Below are 18,641 nucleotides of genomic sequence, written 5' to 3'. Positions count from 1 at the left end.
ATATCTTTTAAATCATCTTTTTATACCAATCAGAATCTCAGGTTCAGGCCCACCGAATAAACTTTCAGCTGCGGATACTGCGCATGCCAGCCGTCTCCCGCCCGCTCAGGATCGAGGTCGGGGTATTTGGTGAATGTGAGGATGTTGTCGCCTGTGACGAACACTTTCAGGTGATTGATACCCACCTTTTTCGTAACCGACGCCGGGATGGTGTAGCCGATCTGCAAGTTTTTCAGGCGCAGGTACGACGCGTCTTTGAGAAAATACGTCGAGTTCTGGGCCGTTCCGCCTGTCATAGGCGCATATCCCCAGCCATAGATGGCCGGCACGTCGGAATTTGGGTTGGTGACCGGATCGTAGGCATTGAGGAACTTGGGATGCGGGGACGAGCCCTGCGAGAATGGGTCCTCGCCAAAGAAATAAGTCCTGACCTTCTGGCCCTGAACACCCTGGAAGAAAACTGCGAGATCGAAATTTTTCCATCGTACATTTCCTCCGAAAGAATAAATAAAGCCGGGATAAGCGCCTTTCACACGAATGCGGTCGTCGCCGTCGATCTTGCCATCGTTGTTCTGGTCTTTGAATTTAATATCACCCAGTTGCGGGTTACCAGGCGTAACCACCGCTTTGAGTTCTTCTTCGGACTTAAAGAGGCCTATGTATTCGTACAAATAATAGTCGCGGTAAGGCAAGCCTTCCTTGATAATGCGATCACTGTACGCCGGTGCGGGATATTTCACAACTTTGTTGCGGTTAGCCGATACCTGCGCATTAATACCATATTCCACCGAACCAAACTTGCCTTTGTGCCCGAGTTCAACCTCCATACCATAATTCCGCAGAGCACCGTAGTTGATGGTAGGGGCCGACATTCCGGCGCTGGCAGGGATAATGGCTCCCGCCAGGATTCCGGTCGTCGATTTGTTGTACCAGTCGATCGTACCGTAGATCAGGTCATTTTTAAGGTTAAAATCGAGTCCGATGTCTGCGGTTTTGGTTTCCTCCCATTTTAGTTCGCGGTTGCGATAGGCATTCTGCTGAACGCCCTGATTTAAAGCTTCGTTAAATGCGTAAGTTGTTGTTGCATAAGTCTCCTGCCACGGATATTCCCCGATATTGGCATTACCCAGTAATCCGTAAGAAGCCCTGAGTTTCAGATTGTCGATCCAGCTGGCTCCGTCACGGATAAACGCCTCTTCACTGATCCGCCAGGCGGCCGAAGCCGAAGGAAAAAAGCCCCATCGACTGTCTTTGTAAATCCGTGAGGTACCATCATACCTGAAATTGGCTTCGAGCAAATACTTCTGTGCGAATGCGTAAGTAGCGCGCCCGAAAAGCGACTGGAAGGCCCATTCGGTCAAACCGCCGGTGGTAGTTTGGTTCAAAGGCCCCATACCGTCGAGCTCATACATATTTTTCACAGGAAATACGCTGCGGGTACCGCCCAGCCAGCGGTATTTCTGCTCTTCCTGGCTGTAACCTACCATGAGCGAAATGTCCTGCCGGTCGGGGTTCCAGTTCCAGTTTACCGACGAGTAAAAGGTATTCAGCAGCGTCCGGTAATTGCCGTTGGTCACGCCTAACGCTTCCGGCCCAAACGGGGTGCCTTTCTGGTACACATTGGCCCCGCCGGCCGCGTATTCGCTTTCGGGAAGATAATAATAGGCATCGGCGCCATAATGATAAATATTGCGGAACTGCTCGGCAAACCGGGAAGCATATTTAGAACTCCATTTCAAACCCATTTTCTCGGTTTGCAAGAAATTCACGTCCAGCCAGCCTTGCACGTTGGCTTGCCAGTCTTCATAGTCCCGGTAGGTTTCGTTTGCGATCCAGAAAGGGTTCCGGTTGTTCTGCGTTCCACCGACGCCGGTCGGCACCGCTTTGTCGGTATAACGGCCGCTGCCGTCGGGGAGATAAGGCTTCACGAGCGGCGCCTGGGTCATGGTCATGAGCACAAAACTCTGGTTTTCATAATAGGGAGAAACCGATTTGCCTTTCATGTAACTCACGTTGGTACCCACTGTAATGTACTTGTTGATCGTCGTCGATAGGTTGGCCAGCCCGTTGAAACGCTTGTAGTTATGACCCATCAGCACCCCTTTCTGGTCGATAATCCCGGCCGACATATTGTATTTAAATGCATCGGAACCGCCATTCACGCCGACATTGTGCTCCTGCATCGGGGCCGATTTCCAAACGGCATCCGCCCAGTTGTAATCCGGGAACATGTCCTTGTTGCGGTTGGGATCCTTGTACTTGTCGATCAGCGACTGCGGAAAAGGCACCGCGCTGACGGCATTTCGGGCTACGGCCTTATTGAAAAGCTCCATATACTGCGCCGAGTTCCAAATCTGGTTGGGCACACCTGTGGGCGACTGCGTGCGAAGCGACATATTGTAGGTCAGCGCCGGTTTGCCCTTCTTTCCCTGTTTGGTGGTTACGAGTATTACGCCGTTCGCCGCCCTTGCCCCGTAAATGGATGCCGATGCGGCATCTTTCAGCACCGAAATGCTCTCGATATCCGACATAGGCAACACGTCCAGCGAACCGACCACGCCGTCCACCAGCACCAGCGGGCTGGTGTTGGTTCCCCAGGAACTGGCCCCGCGGAGTTGCAGCGAAACACTCTCGCGGCCGGGCATACCCGTGCCCTGGCTAATGCGCAAGCCCGTAACCTGTCCCTGCAATGCGGCAAGGCTGTTGCTTACCTGGCGGCTCTGCATATTGTCGACGTTGACAGTCGCAACTGACCCGGTGAGGTTAACTTTCTTTTGCGTTCCATAACCCACCACGACCACCTCTTCCAGTGCTTTTTCGTCTACCTTCATGGAAACGTCCAGGGCTGTACGTTCCGCGGAAACCAGTATTTCCTGCGAAATATAGCCCACCGATGAGAACACAACCGTCTGCGCGCCATCGGGTACCAGGAGGCTGTAACTGCCATCGGCATTCGTTACGGCACCGCGCTGGCTGCCTTTGATCACGATATTAATTCCAGGCAGACCTTCCCCTTTTTCGCCTGTCACCTTACCTACCAGCGACCTGTCTTCCACCACTGTGGCATACGTCGGCGCATCCGGGGTTAGGCCCGGGTCTGCGACATTGATTACTTCCGGTTGAGTGCGCAGTACGATGCGGTTGCTCACCTGCTTGTAGCTGATTTTGTTGGGTAGCAACAACTTGTCGAGCACGGCGGCAAGGGGTTCATTCTGCGCATTCAGGCTCACCGTGAATTTCAATGGCAGCATGCGCGAGTTGTAGGAGAACTTGATTTCAGCCGCTTTTTCCAGCTGCTGTAATGCGCTGCCCAGGGTAGCGCGGTTGAGATTCAGCGTAACTCTTTTTTCCAGCAGGTTCTGACCGGCCAGCGGTCCGGCCATTGCCAGCTGGGCTACGACAATCAAAAGGACGATTTGTTGTAACGACTTCATTAAGAGTTGACACAATAAGCGTTTGGCAGTCAAAGTTTTCTTCATAGATTTGACGGTTTATTGTTTCGATTCGAGAGAAAAATTGGGCAATAACACCCCACTCCCAGGGCGTAATGCAATCGGAGTTGTGGATTTCGGGAGCCGGGCTGCTGCAACCAGTCCGGTTCTTTTTTGTATACAGGTTGGTTAATTCATAGGCGAGCCATTAATTACAGCCGGTGGATTCTACAATCACGTGGTTTCCTTCCATGCGGAACTGCGTACCGGAGCTGATACTTTCGCAGACGATTTTCAGTTTTGACAAAAGTGGTTCGTCGGACAACGAGGTGGAAAGATAACAGTCACGCAGGACGTCGTGGGGATAGTCAATCGTGATGCCGTAGGCACTTTCCAGGGTCGAGAAAATCGTCCCCACGGGCGCATCGGAGAAGTCGAAATTCAGGTATTCGATAGCCCTTTTTGGAATATCTTTGTTTTCAGGTTTTTCAAAAAGGCTACTGGATTTTACGTAGCTCACCGACTGGTTGGGAAGCAAAACCACATTCTCGGCTGCTTTGCTATCTTTCGGTTGAATCTGACGGACATGTACTTCACCCGTTTTAACAAAGACCTCCACCTCGGGTTGATCGTCGGCCGCCTTAATGCGGAAGCTCGTACCTACCACTTCCGTCACGATATCGTTGGTATAGACCAGGAAAGGGCGCAGCCGGTTTTTGCTGACTTCAAAAAACGCCTCCCCCGACAAATGCACCTCACGTTTTTCTACTGCAAATGTCCGTGGATAGCTCAGCTTCCCGCCAGGTTGAAGAATAATCGTACTGCCGTCTTCCAGGTTCACCAGGCGAGGCACTTTGGAATCGTTGTAAATCCCGATATCCCTGCTTCCCGGTAAGGCAGCCGAGGGCTTGCGTACAGCAATGTCCGTTTCACCGGGATTTTGACGTGAGGCATACCAACCCAAACCGAGCGCAAATACCACAATCGCAGCCGCCACACGCCACCAGCTCGCAAACCTTAGCGGCCACACGCGATGTTCTTCCTCATGGATCCGCCACCAGGTCTCTTCGAGCGCCTGATCGGTTTCTCCGGCCGTAGCCGCGGGAGCGTCGCTTCCGATCGCCAGGATCAGGTAACGCGCTTCCTGCACCAACCGTTGTTTATCGGTATTTGCTTCGAGCCATTGCGCCCAGCCGGCCTGATCACGCCCGGTGATCACCCAGTCCCGGAACAATGCGTCATCACAAAATTGCGTAACGGTAGTATAGCTTTCTCGCTGCATGAAGTAGTGGTTTTTCAGGCAGGAGAGGACAGTACCGCCGGGCGATACTCACCTATTTTTATTTTTTTGATAAAAATTTTAAAAATACACACATAACAGCAGCGCAAGGGTGTGCATTTCTCCTACCCAAACTTCCCGGATATGCTTGATTCCCCGGTGGAGCAGGTTGGAGGCGGATTGAGGATTGATCTGCATCAGCCGGGCGATCTCGTCGATGTCGAGCTGCTGGTGGTAACGCAGATACAGCGCCTCGCGCTGGCGTGCGGGAAGCTGGTTGAGCAGGGTATTAAGCTGGCGCACCTGCCGGCGCGTCTCCTCGTCGGAGATCATTTCATCGAGCGGTGTAAACTGGAAAGAAAACTCGCTTTCACCAATATCGCGCGAATGCCTGAAAATGCGATCGCGTTCGAGGCGCCGCGCGATACGCCTGCGAACGCCTGCGAGCAGGTAAGCCCTCACCGAATCGGGGACAGCGAGGTTTCGGCGGTACAGCCAGATTTCCATGAACGTTTCCTGCACGCAATCCCCAGCCAGTCCGTGATGGTCGGTCAGTGACTTGCCGTAACCGAGCAATGAAGGGTAATATTTCCGGAAAAGGGTCGTATAAGCTGCCTGGTCGTCGTCCTTGATCAGGCACCAAAGTTGTGAATCCGGAAGCGTAGAGTCTGACATTTATCAGGCCGTGGGTTAGGACAATTATAGAATATTTGTGCATTTTACTCATTTTGCAAAGAATTCAAAAATGCCCTGAAATTTTATTGTACCTATATGCTTTGGCTACTTTCATATAACTTGCGGGCACACTAATCCTTTCTTTAAACAGCCATGAAAAAACAATTGAACCTCTTCCTACTTTGTTTAATCCTGATTATCCCGGCCTTTGCCCAGCAACCGCTTCTATGGAAATTTTCGACCGCCGGAGGCATTCACGGGGCACCCGCCGTAACCGATAAAGTCGTTTATGTCGGTAGTAATGATATGAATTTATATGCCCTCGATAAGGCTACGGGCAGGCAGCTCTGGAAGTACGCCACAGCCGGGGCGATCAGGTCCACGCCGGCGGTAACTGCCAGCAAAGTACTGTTTAACAGCGCCGATGGCAACATTTATGCCGTGGACAAGAAAAAGGGCACGCTGTTATGGACGTTCAAAACAGGTGGCGAGCAGCACTACGACCTTTGGGATTATTACCTTTCGTCCCCGGTTGCAGTAGGTAATGCATTATACGCCGGGAGCGGCGACAGCTCGGTGTATGCGATCGATCTCGAGTCGGGAAAATTGCGCTGGCGATTCAAAACGGGGGGCGTCGTACATGCCTCACCGGTAGTACGGAACGGAAAGGTTTTCATCGGCAGTTACGACGGATATTTTTATGTGCTCGACGCGCAGAATGGTAACCTGGCCTGGAAGTTCAAGACTTTAGGCGATCCTGGATTTCCAAAGGGTGAAGTTCAGCGGGCCGCGTATGTGAACGACGACCAGGTCATTTTCGGCAGCCGCGATTTTTATATTTATTGCTTGAATGCCCAAACCGGCGAACAGAAATGGAACATGAAAGAAAAAGGCAGCTGGGTGATTGCCACACCCATCGTTCATAAAGGGAACTTGTTCGTGGGTACTTCCGATACACACCAGTTTTACTCGATGAATGCCGAAACCGGGAAAATCAATTGGGTAATGCCGCTCAATATGCGGGTGTACGGGACGGCAGTGGTCGTTGAAGACAAACTGGTATTCGGTTGCTTCAATGGCAGGGTTTATTTCGCCGACCCTGCAACCGGGAAGGTGATCAAAACTTTCCAGACGGACGAAAGCAAGAAAAACCACGCGCTTGTATACGACGACACCGACCATTTCCGCAAGGATTTCAATATGTATGGCGACAATTACATCCAGGCCGAAAAGTATATTCTCTCGCTGGGCTCGATCCTCTCGGGTCCCGTTGCCACCGGCGGAATGCTGTATTTTGGCGATGCTAACGGGTATTTTTATGCGCTGGATATACGGAAAGTGCTTAACGAGTGATAAACGACGCGGTAGAGACCACCGATCAGTCCGGTAACTCCACGAAAAAGGTGGTCCCGGTACCGCCCACAGATTCGAACCAGATCTTGCCGCCATGCGCTTCCACGATTTGCTTACAAATGGAAAGCCCGATCCCGAAGGACTGTTCGCCTGCCGTCCCCATCCTTCTGGCGTCATTGGTCGAAAGAAAGATATGTCCTTTGAGCTCATCCGGAATCCCGATACCGTAATCCTGGACGCTGAACACGGTCTGGTTCGAACTCTTCTTCAAATTCACATGAATGGCGCTTTCCTGAGGCGAAAACTTAACGGCATTGCTCAGCAGATTGGAAAACACCCGCCATATCTTTTCCCGGTCGACGGGCACCATCGCTTTCTCGTAATCGTAGTGGATCGTCTGCCTTTTTTCCTTTCCCTTATAACTCAGCATATCGATGCACGATTGCACAATTTCCGCCAGGTCTTCCTCGCTTTTGCTGATCTTCTTTTTATCCGGTCCCGATTGTAATATCTGTCCGATCAGCCCGAACGCCAATTGTCCCGACTGCTGGATCGCATTCACGAGCATTGCCTGTTCTTCGGACGGGGACTGGTCCCAGAAGAGCACATCGGCACCCGAGATCATGGCGGCAATGGGGTTCCGCAAATCGTGCGCGACGATCCGCAGCATTTTTTCCTTCTCCACTTCGGATTCCTCCAATGCATTGACGGTGTCCTGCAACGCGATATTACTTTGCGTGATCACCCCATTCAGCTTGGTCACCGCACGCAGGTTCGCAATCGTCTTCCGGGTATTTCGCCAAATCAGGTAAACAATGACGGCCATCGCAAAGGTAAGGAGCACCGAGAATTGAAGGATTAAATTTTCGCGTTCATCCTTTTGGGCCGCCAGTTCCATTTCATGCTCGCGCTGAACCTGTTGCAGCAAATGCCCGACGTTATTTTTGCTTTGGGCATTTCTTTTCAGCTTCCCGTTACGCTCGGCTTCCACGTTAGCCAGAAATAGTTTGCCAGCCTCTTTGAAATCGCCACGGCCATACAAAATAGAGGCCTGCATGGTGCGATACAAACTATTTGCGGCCGGGTTATTGGCGGCGCCGGGCAAGCGCCTCAGCGAATCCAGCTGGGCCTGCGCCTTATCATACTCCCTCGAATCGATGTAAATTTGTGCCAGGATCTGCCGCGACTCCCGCTCAACGTCGATCGACCAGTCGATTTTCGGATCGTGTTCGAGGCATTTTTTGATCAATCGTTCCGCGGTACGGTTATCGCCTTTCAATGCATAGGCTTCTGCCTTGTTTCTTAAAATGACGATCCGTGCAAACCGGATAAAGTTTTGCTCTTTCGGAAACCTTCCGGCATTCCGGGTGATAAACCGGTCGGCCTGGTTAAAATAACCGAGCGCCTTCACCGGTTCATTGATCAGCATATAGGCGATGCCGATATTTCGCATACTACCCTGTTTTTCAATGAATTCCAATTGAAAATTCTCAGGCTCCCTGCATTGCGCCAATTCCTTCAGTTCGTGCTGCCAGTATTCAATGGCCTGATAGTAATTCTCTTCCTTGAACGAAATATTGGCGATCCTGCTGCTGTACCGCGCGCATTCGCATATTTCTCCCTTTGACAGCAGAAATGCCTTGCCTTTGTAATAGTTGCGGTAAGCCTGATAATATTCCTTCTGTTTCAGCAAATCATCACCCTTTAACAGTAGAGCTCTCGAATAATCGATCGGGTTTTCCTCTCGTACCCGCGTGGACGCGAAGAGGCCGAGCAGGCTGTCGGAATAAGCGAGCGCGGCGGCGTCCATCGTGGAATCGCGATGGCTCAGGACCTTCATGAATTTGAAATAAAGAATACTGTCGTGGATGTTCTTTGCGGGCAGCCTGGCCATGAACGAATCGAGGCTGGCGATCGCTTTCCAGCTCCCGGTTACCCGCGAGGACCGGTCGAGGCTATCAATCCAGGCTTTCAACTGGACGTCATGACCGCTTTTCTCCGACTTCCGGCACCCCGCGAAGTTCGCGGCTAAAACGAGAAAAATCAGAATAATCCTACACCGTAAAGGGGGCAACAGCAGGCCAGATTGGTTGTTCATCGCTTTCAGATGGATTTCTCTTTACAATGATACCGGGAGATACAAAAGCATATGCGTTTTGTACAATTCACCCCTATTTTCCAGTAGGTTGATGAACAGATCAGGAGCGAAAAGTCAGCAAAAATCTACACAATTCGTACTGAAAAATTGTAGAAAGAATTCATTCAGGCCAGCAAATTAAGAGACCGGCTGCTATCCCTTTGCGGGGAGAACAGCCAGCCTTTTAATCATCGTCCTCCTCATCCTCTTCACCTTTCCCCAGCCGCACGAAAGCTCCGCGGCGCGGTGCAGGCATGACACTATTTTCGCCTCTGACGGTCTGCCAGACAATCTCACTGAAAACGAGGTCGTCGATGGCATCCGGTTTGGAAAGGTCGAACTGAACCGATTTTTGGGAATTTTTATTCGCGGCCACATTTCGTTGTTCCAAGTCCACGTTAGCTGGCCTGGCAGTGAAAGGCGTCCCATCGGCCTTTGGGCTGAAACATCTCCACATAGGCGTTGCGGCGGCATCGTACTGGCTCATGGGTTTGAGGCCGAGAATCAGCTCCATGGTGCGAAGCATACCCGAAGTAGAATACATGGTGTGGTCTACAAATCGGCGTTTCACCATACCGCCCGCCACAAATGCAATAGAACGGTGCGCATCGACGTGGTCCGGTCCGTTCTGCGCATCGTCTTCCAGAATAAACACCACCGACTCTTTCCAAACCTTGCTTTTGGAAAGATGATCTACAAAACGGCCGACGGCCAGGTCGTTGTCCGCGACAGCGGCATAGGGCGTAGGCTTACCCACGGCTGCGCCGGAAGTATGGTCGTTACCGAAACGCAGTGTATTCAATTGGGGTAATGCATTACGGGCTACCAGACTATCGAAATCCTGTTCCCAGGCTTTTTCACGATCAATATCCTTATAACCGAGATCATATCCTTTGAAAGTCGGGCAGAACCTGCCTTTCAGAGTGGCGATATTGGGTTTCTCCTTGTCGGCAAACCATCCGTAAGTCCGGAAGCTTACGCCCGCCCGCAGGCAGTGGTCCCATATGAACCCGTCGCGCGGGTGTGCGATCTCCTTCTGACCTTCGAAGTCGTAGGTACCACCGCGGCCGCCATAGCTGGTGACCCAGTTTTTTTCTACATAATCGTTGGCATAAGCCGCAGAAGACCAGTTGTGTCCATCCGCACTTACTTCTGCATCAACATAAAAGTTATCCAGTAGCACGAACTCCTTCGCGATGGCATGCTTTAACTAATTATTAAGCTCCTTTATTCGTCGATTCAGTGTCATTAGTCCGGTATAGCCGCTCTGGAACGCATGCCAGTTTGGAGGAGTGTACCTGCGCTCCCAATCCATAAAACTGCTGAAAGCTCATGATCAGCGGCCGCCATTTATCAGGATCCACATCGGAAACAATCGAATCGTCTAAATGGACCCGGAGAATTTTTAATTCCAGCGTCACGCTACGGATGTTCCCGATACCCGTTTCGGCGGCAAACGGATGAATCGCGACGAACGCCGCTCCCAGGTGTACAGGACATTCCAAATCCCGCGGGGCCTTCACGATCGTGGAATGATCGGGGGGGAATCCGGCCCTGCCGAAACCCGTTTCTTGCGGAACTAAAAAGTGATAAATTTGGGCATAAACGTTCTCTTACCGCTGAAATGACCATTCGTCCTTACCAGTCTTCCGATTATTCCGGGTGTATCCGGGCATTCGAGGGCAATCATCCTGAGTTTTTTGCAGATCATGAAAAGGCTGAGTTCGAAGATTTGCTCAATGGCTTGTCGGGCTCAGATAACGAGGATACGCCCTTCTATTACGTGGTAGAAATCGAGCGTCAAATCGCGGCGTGCGCAGGATTTTATTTTCCAGATAACCAGCCCGGCACGGCCGGACTTGTGTGGGGCATGGTAGCGCGGGAATTTCATCGCAAAGGTATCGGAAAGCAGCTGTTAATCTTTCGTTTAAACAAAATTCAGGAACTTTGCCCGGGTGCGTCCGTAATCCTCGATACCACACAACTGAGCTTCCCGTTTTTTGAAAAACTGGGATTCCGCATTACCCAGATCACCCGGGATTTTTATGCGCCGGGCCTCGACCGCTACGATATGATTCTGATACCATGACTGGTTCCAATACAAGTAAAACAATACTTCCAAATTATTTGCCATGACGCAAAACACCTCAATCCCCACATTATTCGACTGGGCCGGCGGAATGCCCGTCTTTGAAAAACTGACACATCTATTCTATCAAAAAGTCCTGAAAGACCCGCTTCTGGAACCGGTCTTCAAACATATGTCACCCGATCATCAGGTGCATGTGGCGCATTTCATTGCCGAGGTGCTGGGTGGCCCGGAGTGGTATAGCACCTCGGAAGGCAGTCATTTCAAAATGATCCAAAAGCATTTGGCCAAACATCTTACCGAGCAGCACCGGCAACGCTGGGTTTCGTTGCTTCTGGAGACGGCCGATGAAATCAATCTTCCCGCTGATCCGGAGTTCCGTTCCGCATTCGTGGCCTACATCGAATGGGGTACACGGATCGCGGTTATCAACTCAAACAGTGACGACCTGCAGATGAACCCCGATGAACCAATGCCTAAATGGGGTTGGGGCGTGCCGGGAGGTCCGTATCTGGGATGAATCAGGACGCCCATCAATGTTACACGAGGAGTAAATATGAATATCAAACTAAAAAATATAACTTTGTCAAAAAACGTAAACTTGACACCTCTTTACTGAAATGCCGGACAGCCCACGAGTTTCTGACCAGCAATTGCTGGAAGCTTTATGCTCAGGGCAGGAATGGGCCTTTACCGCTATTTACGACGCGTACTGGTACCCGATGTACAAAGCCGCATTTCACAAAATCGGACAGCGGCACATTGCGGAAGAGATTGTGCAGGACATTTTTACACGCCTCTGGAACGAGCGCGCGAACCTGCCGACCACCACGCTGAATTATTACCTTTTTTCGGCCGTGCGGTTCGAAGTAATCGACCACATCCGGAAGGCCGGGCCGAGAAGCCGGTACCTGGCCTATTATCATGCATTCGCAAGCCAGCATGAGCATTATACCGAAGACGAGGTCGCTTACAACGAACTGCTCCGCAACATCGACGAAGGCCTCAAACCATTCCCCGCCAAAACCCGCGAAATGTTCAAACTGAGCCGGGTCGAGAACTGGACCGTTGCCCAGATCGCGGAATTCATGCACTTGTCCGAGAAGACGGTCGAATACCATTTAGCCAAGGCTTCCAAGGTGGTCCGCGAGTACCTGAACGAAACCCTGCTCCTATTGCTTCTCAGCATTTTCTCCTGACTCTCATTCCCAAGGTGTTGGATTTTTAAAGGAAGTTTGACTCCAAATTCTCCAATTTACATAAATTTTCAAAGGTATTTTAAAAACATTCAGGGACTATCCCTGATCAATACGGTTTAGAGGTTGAATCAGGCAAACAAGCATCCTGAACCAGCCAACCCTGAACCTATGAGTTACGACGAAATTGAAAATCTGCTTTTGAAGTACCGAGAGGGCAAGTGCACTCCCGCGGAAATAGAACGCATCCATGTCTGGTATGACCAAATGCAAAGCGGCACACCGCAAGCCGAACTCTCGGATAGCGAAAAGTCGGTCCTGAAAGCCCGGATGTGGAGTGCCATCCAACACGAAAGAAAAGCATCCGGAAGGATCAGAACATTTTTGCCGCGCCTGTCGCCTGTCGTTGTGCGCATGTTGGCGTCGGTTGCGGCTGTATTCATCGTGTCGCTGTGGTTGTTCGAAGCAAACCGGGGAGACCAGATTTCCACCGCCAACAACACCACCCGGCCCATGCGCGTCACACTGGGCGATAGCAGTGAGGTAACCCTCGCGCCCGGGGCCGGGCTCTCCTATCCCCGGCAGTTTTCAACCTCGAGACGCGAAGTTCAGCTCAAAGGCGACGCGTTTTTTAGTATTACCAAAGACAGCCGCCGCCCGTTTTTCGTGTACAGCGGAAAGCTTGTGACCCGCGTGCTCGGAACCAGTTTCTGGGTAAAAAAGGGAAAAGAAGAGCGCCAAATGCAGGTTGAAGTGGTATCCGGGAAGGTCTCCGTATTCGAAAACGAGACCGTCGGCACCAAAGAACCGGCTTCTCAAACGAAGCACCCGTTGCACAAAGGAGTGATCCTGACCCCGAACCAGCGCGTGACTTACTTCGAGGAGAGCGGACATTTGATGACGGGGCTCGTGGACAAACCGGTACTGCTCGCCACCCACGCGGAGCTGCCCCCGGCGATTTTCAAGAACATGGTATTACCCAAAGTTATTCAGCGGCTGGAAGATGCTTACGGTGTGGATATCGTCGTATCGGGCCAGGCCGCGAATGAATGCACATTTACCGGTGACCTCACCAATATGTCGCTGTTTGACCAGCTCGACCTGATTTGCCAGTCGAACGACGGCTCCTACCAGGTTCAGGGAACGCGCATTGTGGTTTCGGCTCCCGGCTGCAAGTGATTTTTGTTTCACCTAAATACCGTCGTATGCATTAAACCTGTCCCAAAGTCCAAAAAGAAACCGGCAGAAAGCTACCCTGCCGGTCCGTTGTCCCACTGCCGAAAATCCGCCAAGATGCGGCAGCAGGGTATTCATTAGTTATAAAAAACCTTTCTAAACTATGAAAAAAAACCGATACCGAAAAAACCGGGCATCGCTTTGCTTGCTCATGAGAATTTCTTTGGTCCAGCTTATCTTTTCAATCGTCTTTTCCAGCCTCACCTACGCCGCGCACATGAGCAAGGCACAGGAGGTACTGGAACGGAACGTAACGCTCCATGCCGACAAAGTGGAACTGGCGACGGTACTCGACCAGCTGGAGCAGAAAGCGAACGTAAAATTTGTGTACAGCAATAAGGCCATCCGCGCCGGGCGCCCGGTCGCAATCCATGTCGTCAACCAGAAACTGGCGGCTGCATTGCAAACGTTGCTGGTACCTCTTCAGATTTCTTATCACGTCACTCCGTCGGGGCGTATCCTACTCAAAGCTAGCAAGGAACAGCAAACCCAAAGTGCCGGCCAACCCGCTGCACAAATGAGGGATGTGCCCGCACAAGTGCTGAAAGGCAAGGTGAGCGACGAAAACGGCGGCGGCCTTCCGGGCGTGAGCGTGCGCCTGAAAGGCACTCAGCAGGGTACATTGACAGACGCTTCCGGTAACTTCGAATTCGAGGTCGACAACCAGGAAGCCGTGCTGATATTCAGTTTTGTAGGCTATAAAACGCAGGAGATCGCGGCTGGCGACAGGGCGGTGATCAACGTATCGATGGTTCCGGACGACAAGTCACTGAACGAAGTAGTCGTAATCGGTTACGGAAGCTCGCGGAAGCAAGACGTGGTAGGTTCGGTGGATATTGTTTCTTCCAAAGACGCCGGTGCCACCACCGCTACCAACCCTTCGCAGCTGCTGATCGGAAAGTCGGCGGGTGTGCAGGTGCTGCAATCGAATGGCACGCCGGGCTCGGATGCCCAGATCCTCATCCGCGGCACCGGGTCTTTCACCGGTGTTGATCCTTTGTATGTGATCGACGGTATCCAGGGCAGCAAAACGATGTTCAATACCCTGGCAACCCAGGACATTGAGAACATCACTATCCTGAAAGATGCCTCATCCACAGCCATTTACGGCTCTGCCGCTGCCAACGGCGTAGTCATTATCACGACCAAAAGAGGCAAATCGGGGGCGCCGCGTATCAATTTCAATACACAATGGGGCGTTGCCAAAGCCTGGAAAACGCTGGATTTGCTCAATGCTTCGCAGTACATCGACCTCCTGAAAGATTTCGCGGCCACTACCAATTCCGCCCTGCCGCCGAAGTTCAGTACTTCGGAAGTGACCACCGATCGTACCGACTGGCAGAAAGAGATCTTCAGATCGGGGCTAGTATCCCAAAACGATCTGAATATCAGCGGCGGCAGCGAAAAAGTGGCTTACAATTTTTCATTGGGTTATATCAAACAGCATGCCATTGTCAGGAATTTCTCCAACAGCAGGCTGAATGCGCGTTTTGCATTGGACGAAACCCTGGGCCGTTTCCATTTGGGGCAAAGCCTGAACATCCGCTACACAAAAGACGACGGCCAGGTGGCCAGTATTTCCGACGCGGTTTACTACGCGCCCTACAAGCCTATTTACGATCCCGCGATTCCGGGCGGCTATTCCAACACGACCAACGTCGACGATTTCAGCAACGGTAACAACCCGCTTGCCGCCATTAATCTGAACCACCCCGTTAATACCGGGTTTGTGTTCTTTCCCCAGGTTTTTGCCGAGGTAGATATCATTGCCGGCTTGCGATTCCGCACGCAGCTTTCGGCCGAGATCGGCGGTGGCAAGAACCGGAGCTATCAATACGGCTACACCGGGGGAAACAACCTGACTAACCCGCAACAGGCGACGCTGGGTTTCAGCAACTATTCCTTCTACACGCTCGAAAACTATTTTTCCTATAATAAAGTAATCGGAAAACACAGTGTTTCGGCGACGCTCGGTAACAGCTACCTCGATCCGGGAAATTCGTCGGGCCTGAATGCGACCGGAACCAAAATCCCGAACGACGCCATTCAGAACATCAGCGTGGCGCAGTCACAGGCCGTTACGGGCTCCAATTATGGCTATGCACGCTCGTCGGTGATCTCCTACTTTGCACGTTTGGGTTATACTTTCGACGACAAATACATTCTTACAGGTAGCTTCCGACGCGACGGTGCTTCGAACTTCGGTGCCAACAACCGCTTCGGAAATTTCTACGGATTGGGTCTTGCCTGGCGCTTTGTCGATGAAGCATTTATCAAAAACAATCTGAATTTCCTCAGCGATGGCAAGATACGGGTCGGATTAGGCAGAACGGGTAATAACACGATCCCTACCACTGGCGTGACCTCTGTGCTTACTTACAGCGGAAGCCCCAACGGTAATCTCGTATATTCACTGGGTACCAATGAAGGATTTAACCCCGGTACGACCATTAACACGCTGTCCAACCCGAACATCCGCTGGGAATCGACAGACCAGACCGATATCGGTCTCGACCTCGGCTTTCTCAACAACCGCCTGAGCGTCACCGTTGACTGGTACAACCGCAAAAGCTCCGGCCTGCTCGTGAGCGTGCCGGTTTCCGGAAGCACCGGGGCATCGGGCAGCGGTGGGCAACCCAGCAAGTATGCCAATGCAGCCAGTGCGCAGAATAAGGGCGTTGAGTTTTCAGTCGGCTACCGCGACCAGGCCCGTGGCGGGTTCCAGTACAATGTGAGCGCGAACCTGGCCTACAACAAAAACATCGTCAACTCGCTCGGAAGCGAGTTTGCTGCGCCTATCCAGGCAGGGGCATTCAGTAACCTCCCTACATTCACCTACACGGCTGCGGGTTCGGCGATCGGGTCGTTTTTTGGTTATGAAGTTTCTCACGTAGCCAAAGACCAGGCGGAAATCGACGCATTGAATGCCAAAGCGGCCGAGCAGGCCGGCGACGCCACTACCAAATATCAGGCGGGCTTGCTTCCCGGAGACTTTATTTTCAAAGACCTCGACGGCGATGGTAAGGTGACTTCCACCGACCAGAAAATCCTGGGTAACCCTATCCCAAAAATCGTGTACGGTTTCAATGCCGGTGTGAACTACAAAGGCTTTGATCTGAATGTGGTCGTCTCGGGGGTTTCCGGTTTGAAAATTGTGAATGCATTTAAGTTCGTAACCGAGAATGAATCGACGGGCCACAATGCTTCTACCGAAATCCTGAAAAGATGGCGCAAGCCCGGCGATGTGGCCGAGCTCCCGCGCGCGGGACAAAGCGCAACAGGCGACGGTAACCTGCGCCCGTCCGACTGGTGGCTCGAAAACGGCGCCTACCTGCGTCTGCGCAACGTAACACTGGGCTATACCCTGCCCAAAGGCGTGATCGAAGGCATTGGCGGCGGCAAGGTATTCAAGAGCATCCGCGTGTACGCCGCAGCGCAAAACCTTCTGACTTTCACCAAATACAAAGGTTATGATCCCGAGGTAAGCACCCAGAACGGCGGCAGCTTCATCTTCTCGCGCGGCATCGACGACCGCCAGCAGTTGCCGCAGCCAAGAACATTGCTTTGCGGCTTGCAGCTTGGGTTTTAATGGTTAGAAGAAAACTTACTTGAAGTGAACATGAAAAAGATCATATATTTTCTGACAGGACTGATTGCCGCTTTCCAGCTGGCCGGCTGCGATGAATCCAAACTGGAACTGGAAAGTCAGAGCGCCTACGATTATAACACTTATTTTACCTCTTCCGAAGGATTGAACCAGGCCGTCGTCGCCACTTACGCGACATTGCTGCACAATGGCCTCTGGGCACGGGAGTACTACTTCATTTTCGATTTGCTCGGATATGAAGCCAAGAAAACGACCAACCTGCAAGGCGACATGGCCCAGCTTGCCGATTACTCGTTCGGCACGAGCCAGGCCCAGATCGGCCAGCTTTGGAACAGCCTGTATCGGCTGATCCTCCGGTCGAATGTGGTAATCGACCGGGCGGGTGTGTGGAACCCCACCGCTGCAGCCGACCAGCAGGCTGCCAAGCAATACATCGCCGAAGCGCGGTTCCTGCGGTCATACGCTTACTTCAACATTGTCAACTTGTGGGGTAAAGCGCCGCTGATCACCGCCTACGACAGCACCGTAGCCAACAACTACCCTTCCCGGTCTTCGGCGGAGGCGATCTGGGCTACGATCGAAAACGATCTGAAACTGGCAGCGGCCGATTTGCCAGTGTCGTATGATGCAGCCACCGGCCTCGGCAGGGCAACCAAAGGTGCGGCCGTAGCATTGCTGGGCAAATCCTATTTGTATCAGAAAAAGTGGGCACAGGCCGAAACCACATTGGCGCAGCTGACAGCCGCTCCTTTCACCTACTCGCTCGATCCGTCATATGAGAACCTGTTCAGCTCGACGAACCAGAGCAGCCCCGAAAACATTTTCCAGATCATGAATGCCAAATGGACCGATTGGGGCATTGGTAATCAGTACTACGTCTTCGGCGGGCAGGAAACATGGGGCGGTAAAGCCACCCACTCCGACCGTGCGCAGGAATACGGTTTCAAGGACTGGTTCAATGTGTACGTGCCTACTACGACTGTTAAATCGTTCCAATATCCTCACCCGGCTACCGGCGCCAACTACGTGGACCCGCGTGCGAAATTCACTTTCTATGGCAGCAAGGAAAGCGGCGGCGACACCCAGTATTGCCAGAAATGTGCCGGCGGCCCGATCGACTTCCCGTTCAAGGCCGACGATCCCCAGGGATATTATGTTTGGAAAAAATACCAGTATTATAATGAAGTAGCCTCCTACGGCGGGCCGCAAAGCTCCATCAACGGGCAGGTGATCCGTTTTGCCGATGTACTGCTAATGCTCGCGGAAGCGCAAATTCAGCAAGGCAAAACCGGTGCCGATCCGCTGGCGCTGATCAACCAGGTTCGCAAGCGCTCGGGTGCCGTCGCGTACACGTCCCTGGGCGCTCAGGCCGACGCGATGAAGCTCATTATGCGCGAACGCCAGGTAGAACTCTGCGGCGAACAAAGCCGGTATTTCGACCTCATCCGCTGGGGAATTGCCAAGCAGACGATCAACGCGCAACGTGCCGCCGAGCCGGGTGACGGCAAGCAGCCTTTCCAGGACAAAAATGTCCTTCTGCCGATCCCCGACGTAGAGAAGAACTACAATCCCAACGTGGCCAAAGACATAGCTAACGGCTGGAACTAGTCGGCACATAATCCTGAAAAACCACAGTGT

General features: G+C 52.2%; 12 protein-coding genes and 1 pseudogene. 7 read left to right on the top strand and 6 right to left on the bottom strand.

Features of this window, described 5'->3' with window-relative positions:
* Positions 1-29: 29 nt before the first annotated feature.
* From AC2YIT_RS24910 to AC2YIT_RS24900, 3 genes are all read right to left on the bottom strand, one after another.
* Entirely contained in the window at positions 30-3,434 is a 3,405-nt protein-coding gene (locus tag AC2YIT_RS24910) for a TonB-dependent receptor (RefSeq protein WP_487280978.1), read from the bottom strand.
* A gap of 205 nt (positions 3,435-3,639) precedes the next feature.
* On the bottom strand, positions 3,640-4,713 hold the full coding sequence (locus AC2YIT_RS24905; protein WP_487280977.1) for a FecR family protein: 1,074 nt from the start codon (positions 4,711-4,713) through the stop codon (positions 3,640-3,642).
* Positions 4,714-4,791: 78 nt separating this feature from the next.
* Positions 4,792-5,385, bottom strand: a complete 594-nt coding sequence (locus AC2YIT_RS24900; protein WP_430846989.1) for an RNA polymerase sigma factor — start codon at positions 5,383-5,385, stop codon at positions 4,792-4,794.
* A 153-nt stretch (positions 5,386-5,538) separates the two neighbouring features.
* Between AC2YIT_RS24900 and AC2YIT_RS24895 the strand changes: the two genes are divergently transcribed.
* On the top strand, positions 5,539-6,738 hold the full coding sequence (locus AC2YIT_RS24895; protein WP_487280976.1) for an outer membrane protein assembly factor BamB family protein: 1,200 nt from the start codon (positions 5,539-5,541) through the stop codon (positions 6,736-6,738).
* Between the two features lie 25 nt (positions 6,739-6,763).
* Here AC2YIT_RS24895 and AC2YIT_RS24890 read toward each other — a convergent pair whose 3' ends face one another.
* From AC2YIT_RS24890 to AC2YIT_RS24880, 3 genes and pseudogenes are all read right to left on the bottom strand, one after another.
* A complete protein-coding gene (locus AC2YIT_RS24890) occupies positions 6,764-8,836 on the bottom strand; it encodes a sensor histidine kinase (RefSeq protein ID WP_487280975.1) in 2,073 nt (690 codons plus the stop codon).
* Positions 8,837-9,059: 223 nt separating this feature from the next.
* Positions 9,060-10,082: pseudogene (locus AC2YIT_RS24885) on the bottom strand (alkaline phosphatase family protein); the annotation flags it as partial.
* 10 nt (positions 10,083-10,092) lie between these two features.
* Entirely contained in the window at positions 10,093-10,398 is a 306-nt protein-coding gene (locus tag AC2YIT_RS24880) for a hypothetical protein (protein ID WP_487280974.1), read from the bottom strand.
* Between the two features lie 101 nt (positions 10,399-10,499).
* Here AC2YIT_RS24880 and AC2YIT_RS24875 point away from each other — a divergent pair, with 101 nt between their 5' ends.
* From AC2YIT_RS24875 to AC2YIT_RS24850, 6 genes are all read left to right on the top strand, one after another.
* Complete coding sequence (locus tag AC2YIT_RS24875) at positions 10,500-10,964, top strand: GNAT family N-acetyltransferase (RefSeq protein ID WP_487280973.1); 465 nt, start codon at positions 10,500-10,502, stop codon at positions 10,962-10,964.
* A gap of 43 nt (positions 10,965-11,007) precedes the next feature.
* Complete coding sequence (locus AC2YIT_RS24870) at positions 11,008-11,484, top strand: group II truncated hemoglobin (protein WP_487280972.1); 477 nt, start codon at positions 11,008-11,010, stop codon at positions 11,482-11,484.
* A gap of 100 nt (positions 11,485-11,584) precedes the next feature.
* A complete protein-coding gene (locus tag AC2YIT_RS24865) occupies positions 11,585-12,163 on the top strand; it encodes an RNA polymerase sigma factor (protein WP_487280971.1) in 579 nt (192 codons plus the stop codon).
* A 168-nt stretch (positions 12,164-12,331) separates the two neighbouring features.
* Positions 12,332-13,339 (top strand): FecR family protein, encoded by a 1,008-nt coding sequence (locus AC2YIT_RS24860; RefSeq protein ID WP_487280970.1) that lies wholly within the window; start codon positions 12,332-12,334, stop codon positions 13,337-13,339.
* A gap of 160 nt (positions 13,340-13,499) precedes the next feature.
* Positions 13,500-16,985, top strand: coding sequence for a SusC/RagA family TonB-linked outer membrane protein (locus AC2YIT_RS24855; RefSeq protein WP_487280969.1), 3,486 nt, complete (start codon positions 13,500-13,502; stop codon positions 16,983-16,985).
* A 30-nt stretch (positions 16,986-17,015) separates the two neighbouring features.
* Positions 17,016-18,611, top strand: coding sequence for a RagB/SusD family nutrient uptake outer membrane protein (locus tag AC2YIT_RS24850; RefSeq protein ID WP_487280968.1), 1,596 nt, complete (start codon positions 17,016-17,018; stop codon positions 18,609-18,611).
* Positions 18,612-18,641 lie beyond the last annotated feature (30 nt).

Source organism: Dyadobacter sp. SRI_021 (assembly GCF_057586235.1).
The sequence above is the reverse complement of the archived record's forward strand: the minus strand, read 5'-3'. Positions and strand labels throughout refer to the sequence as shown.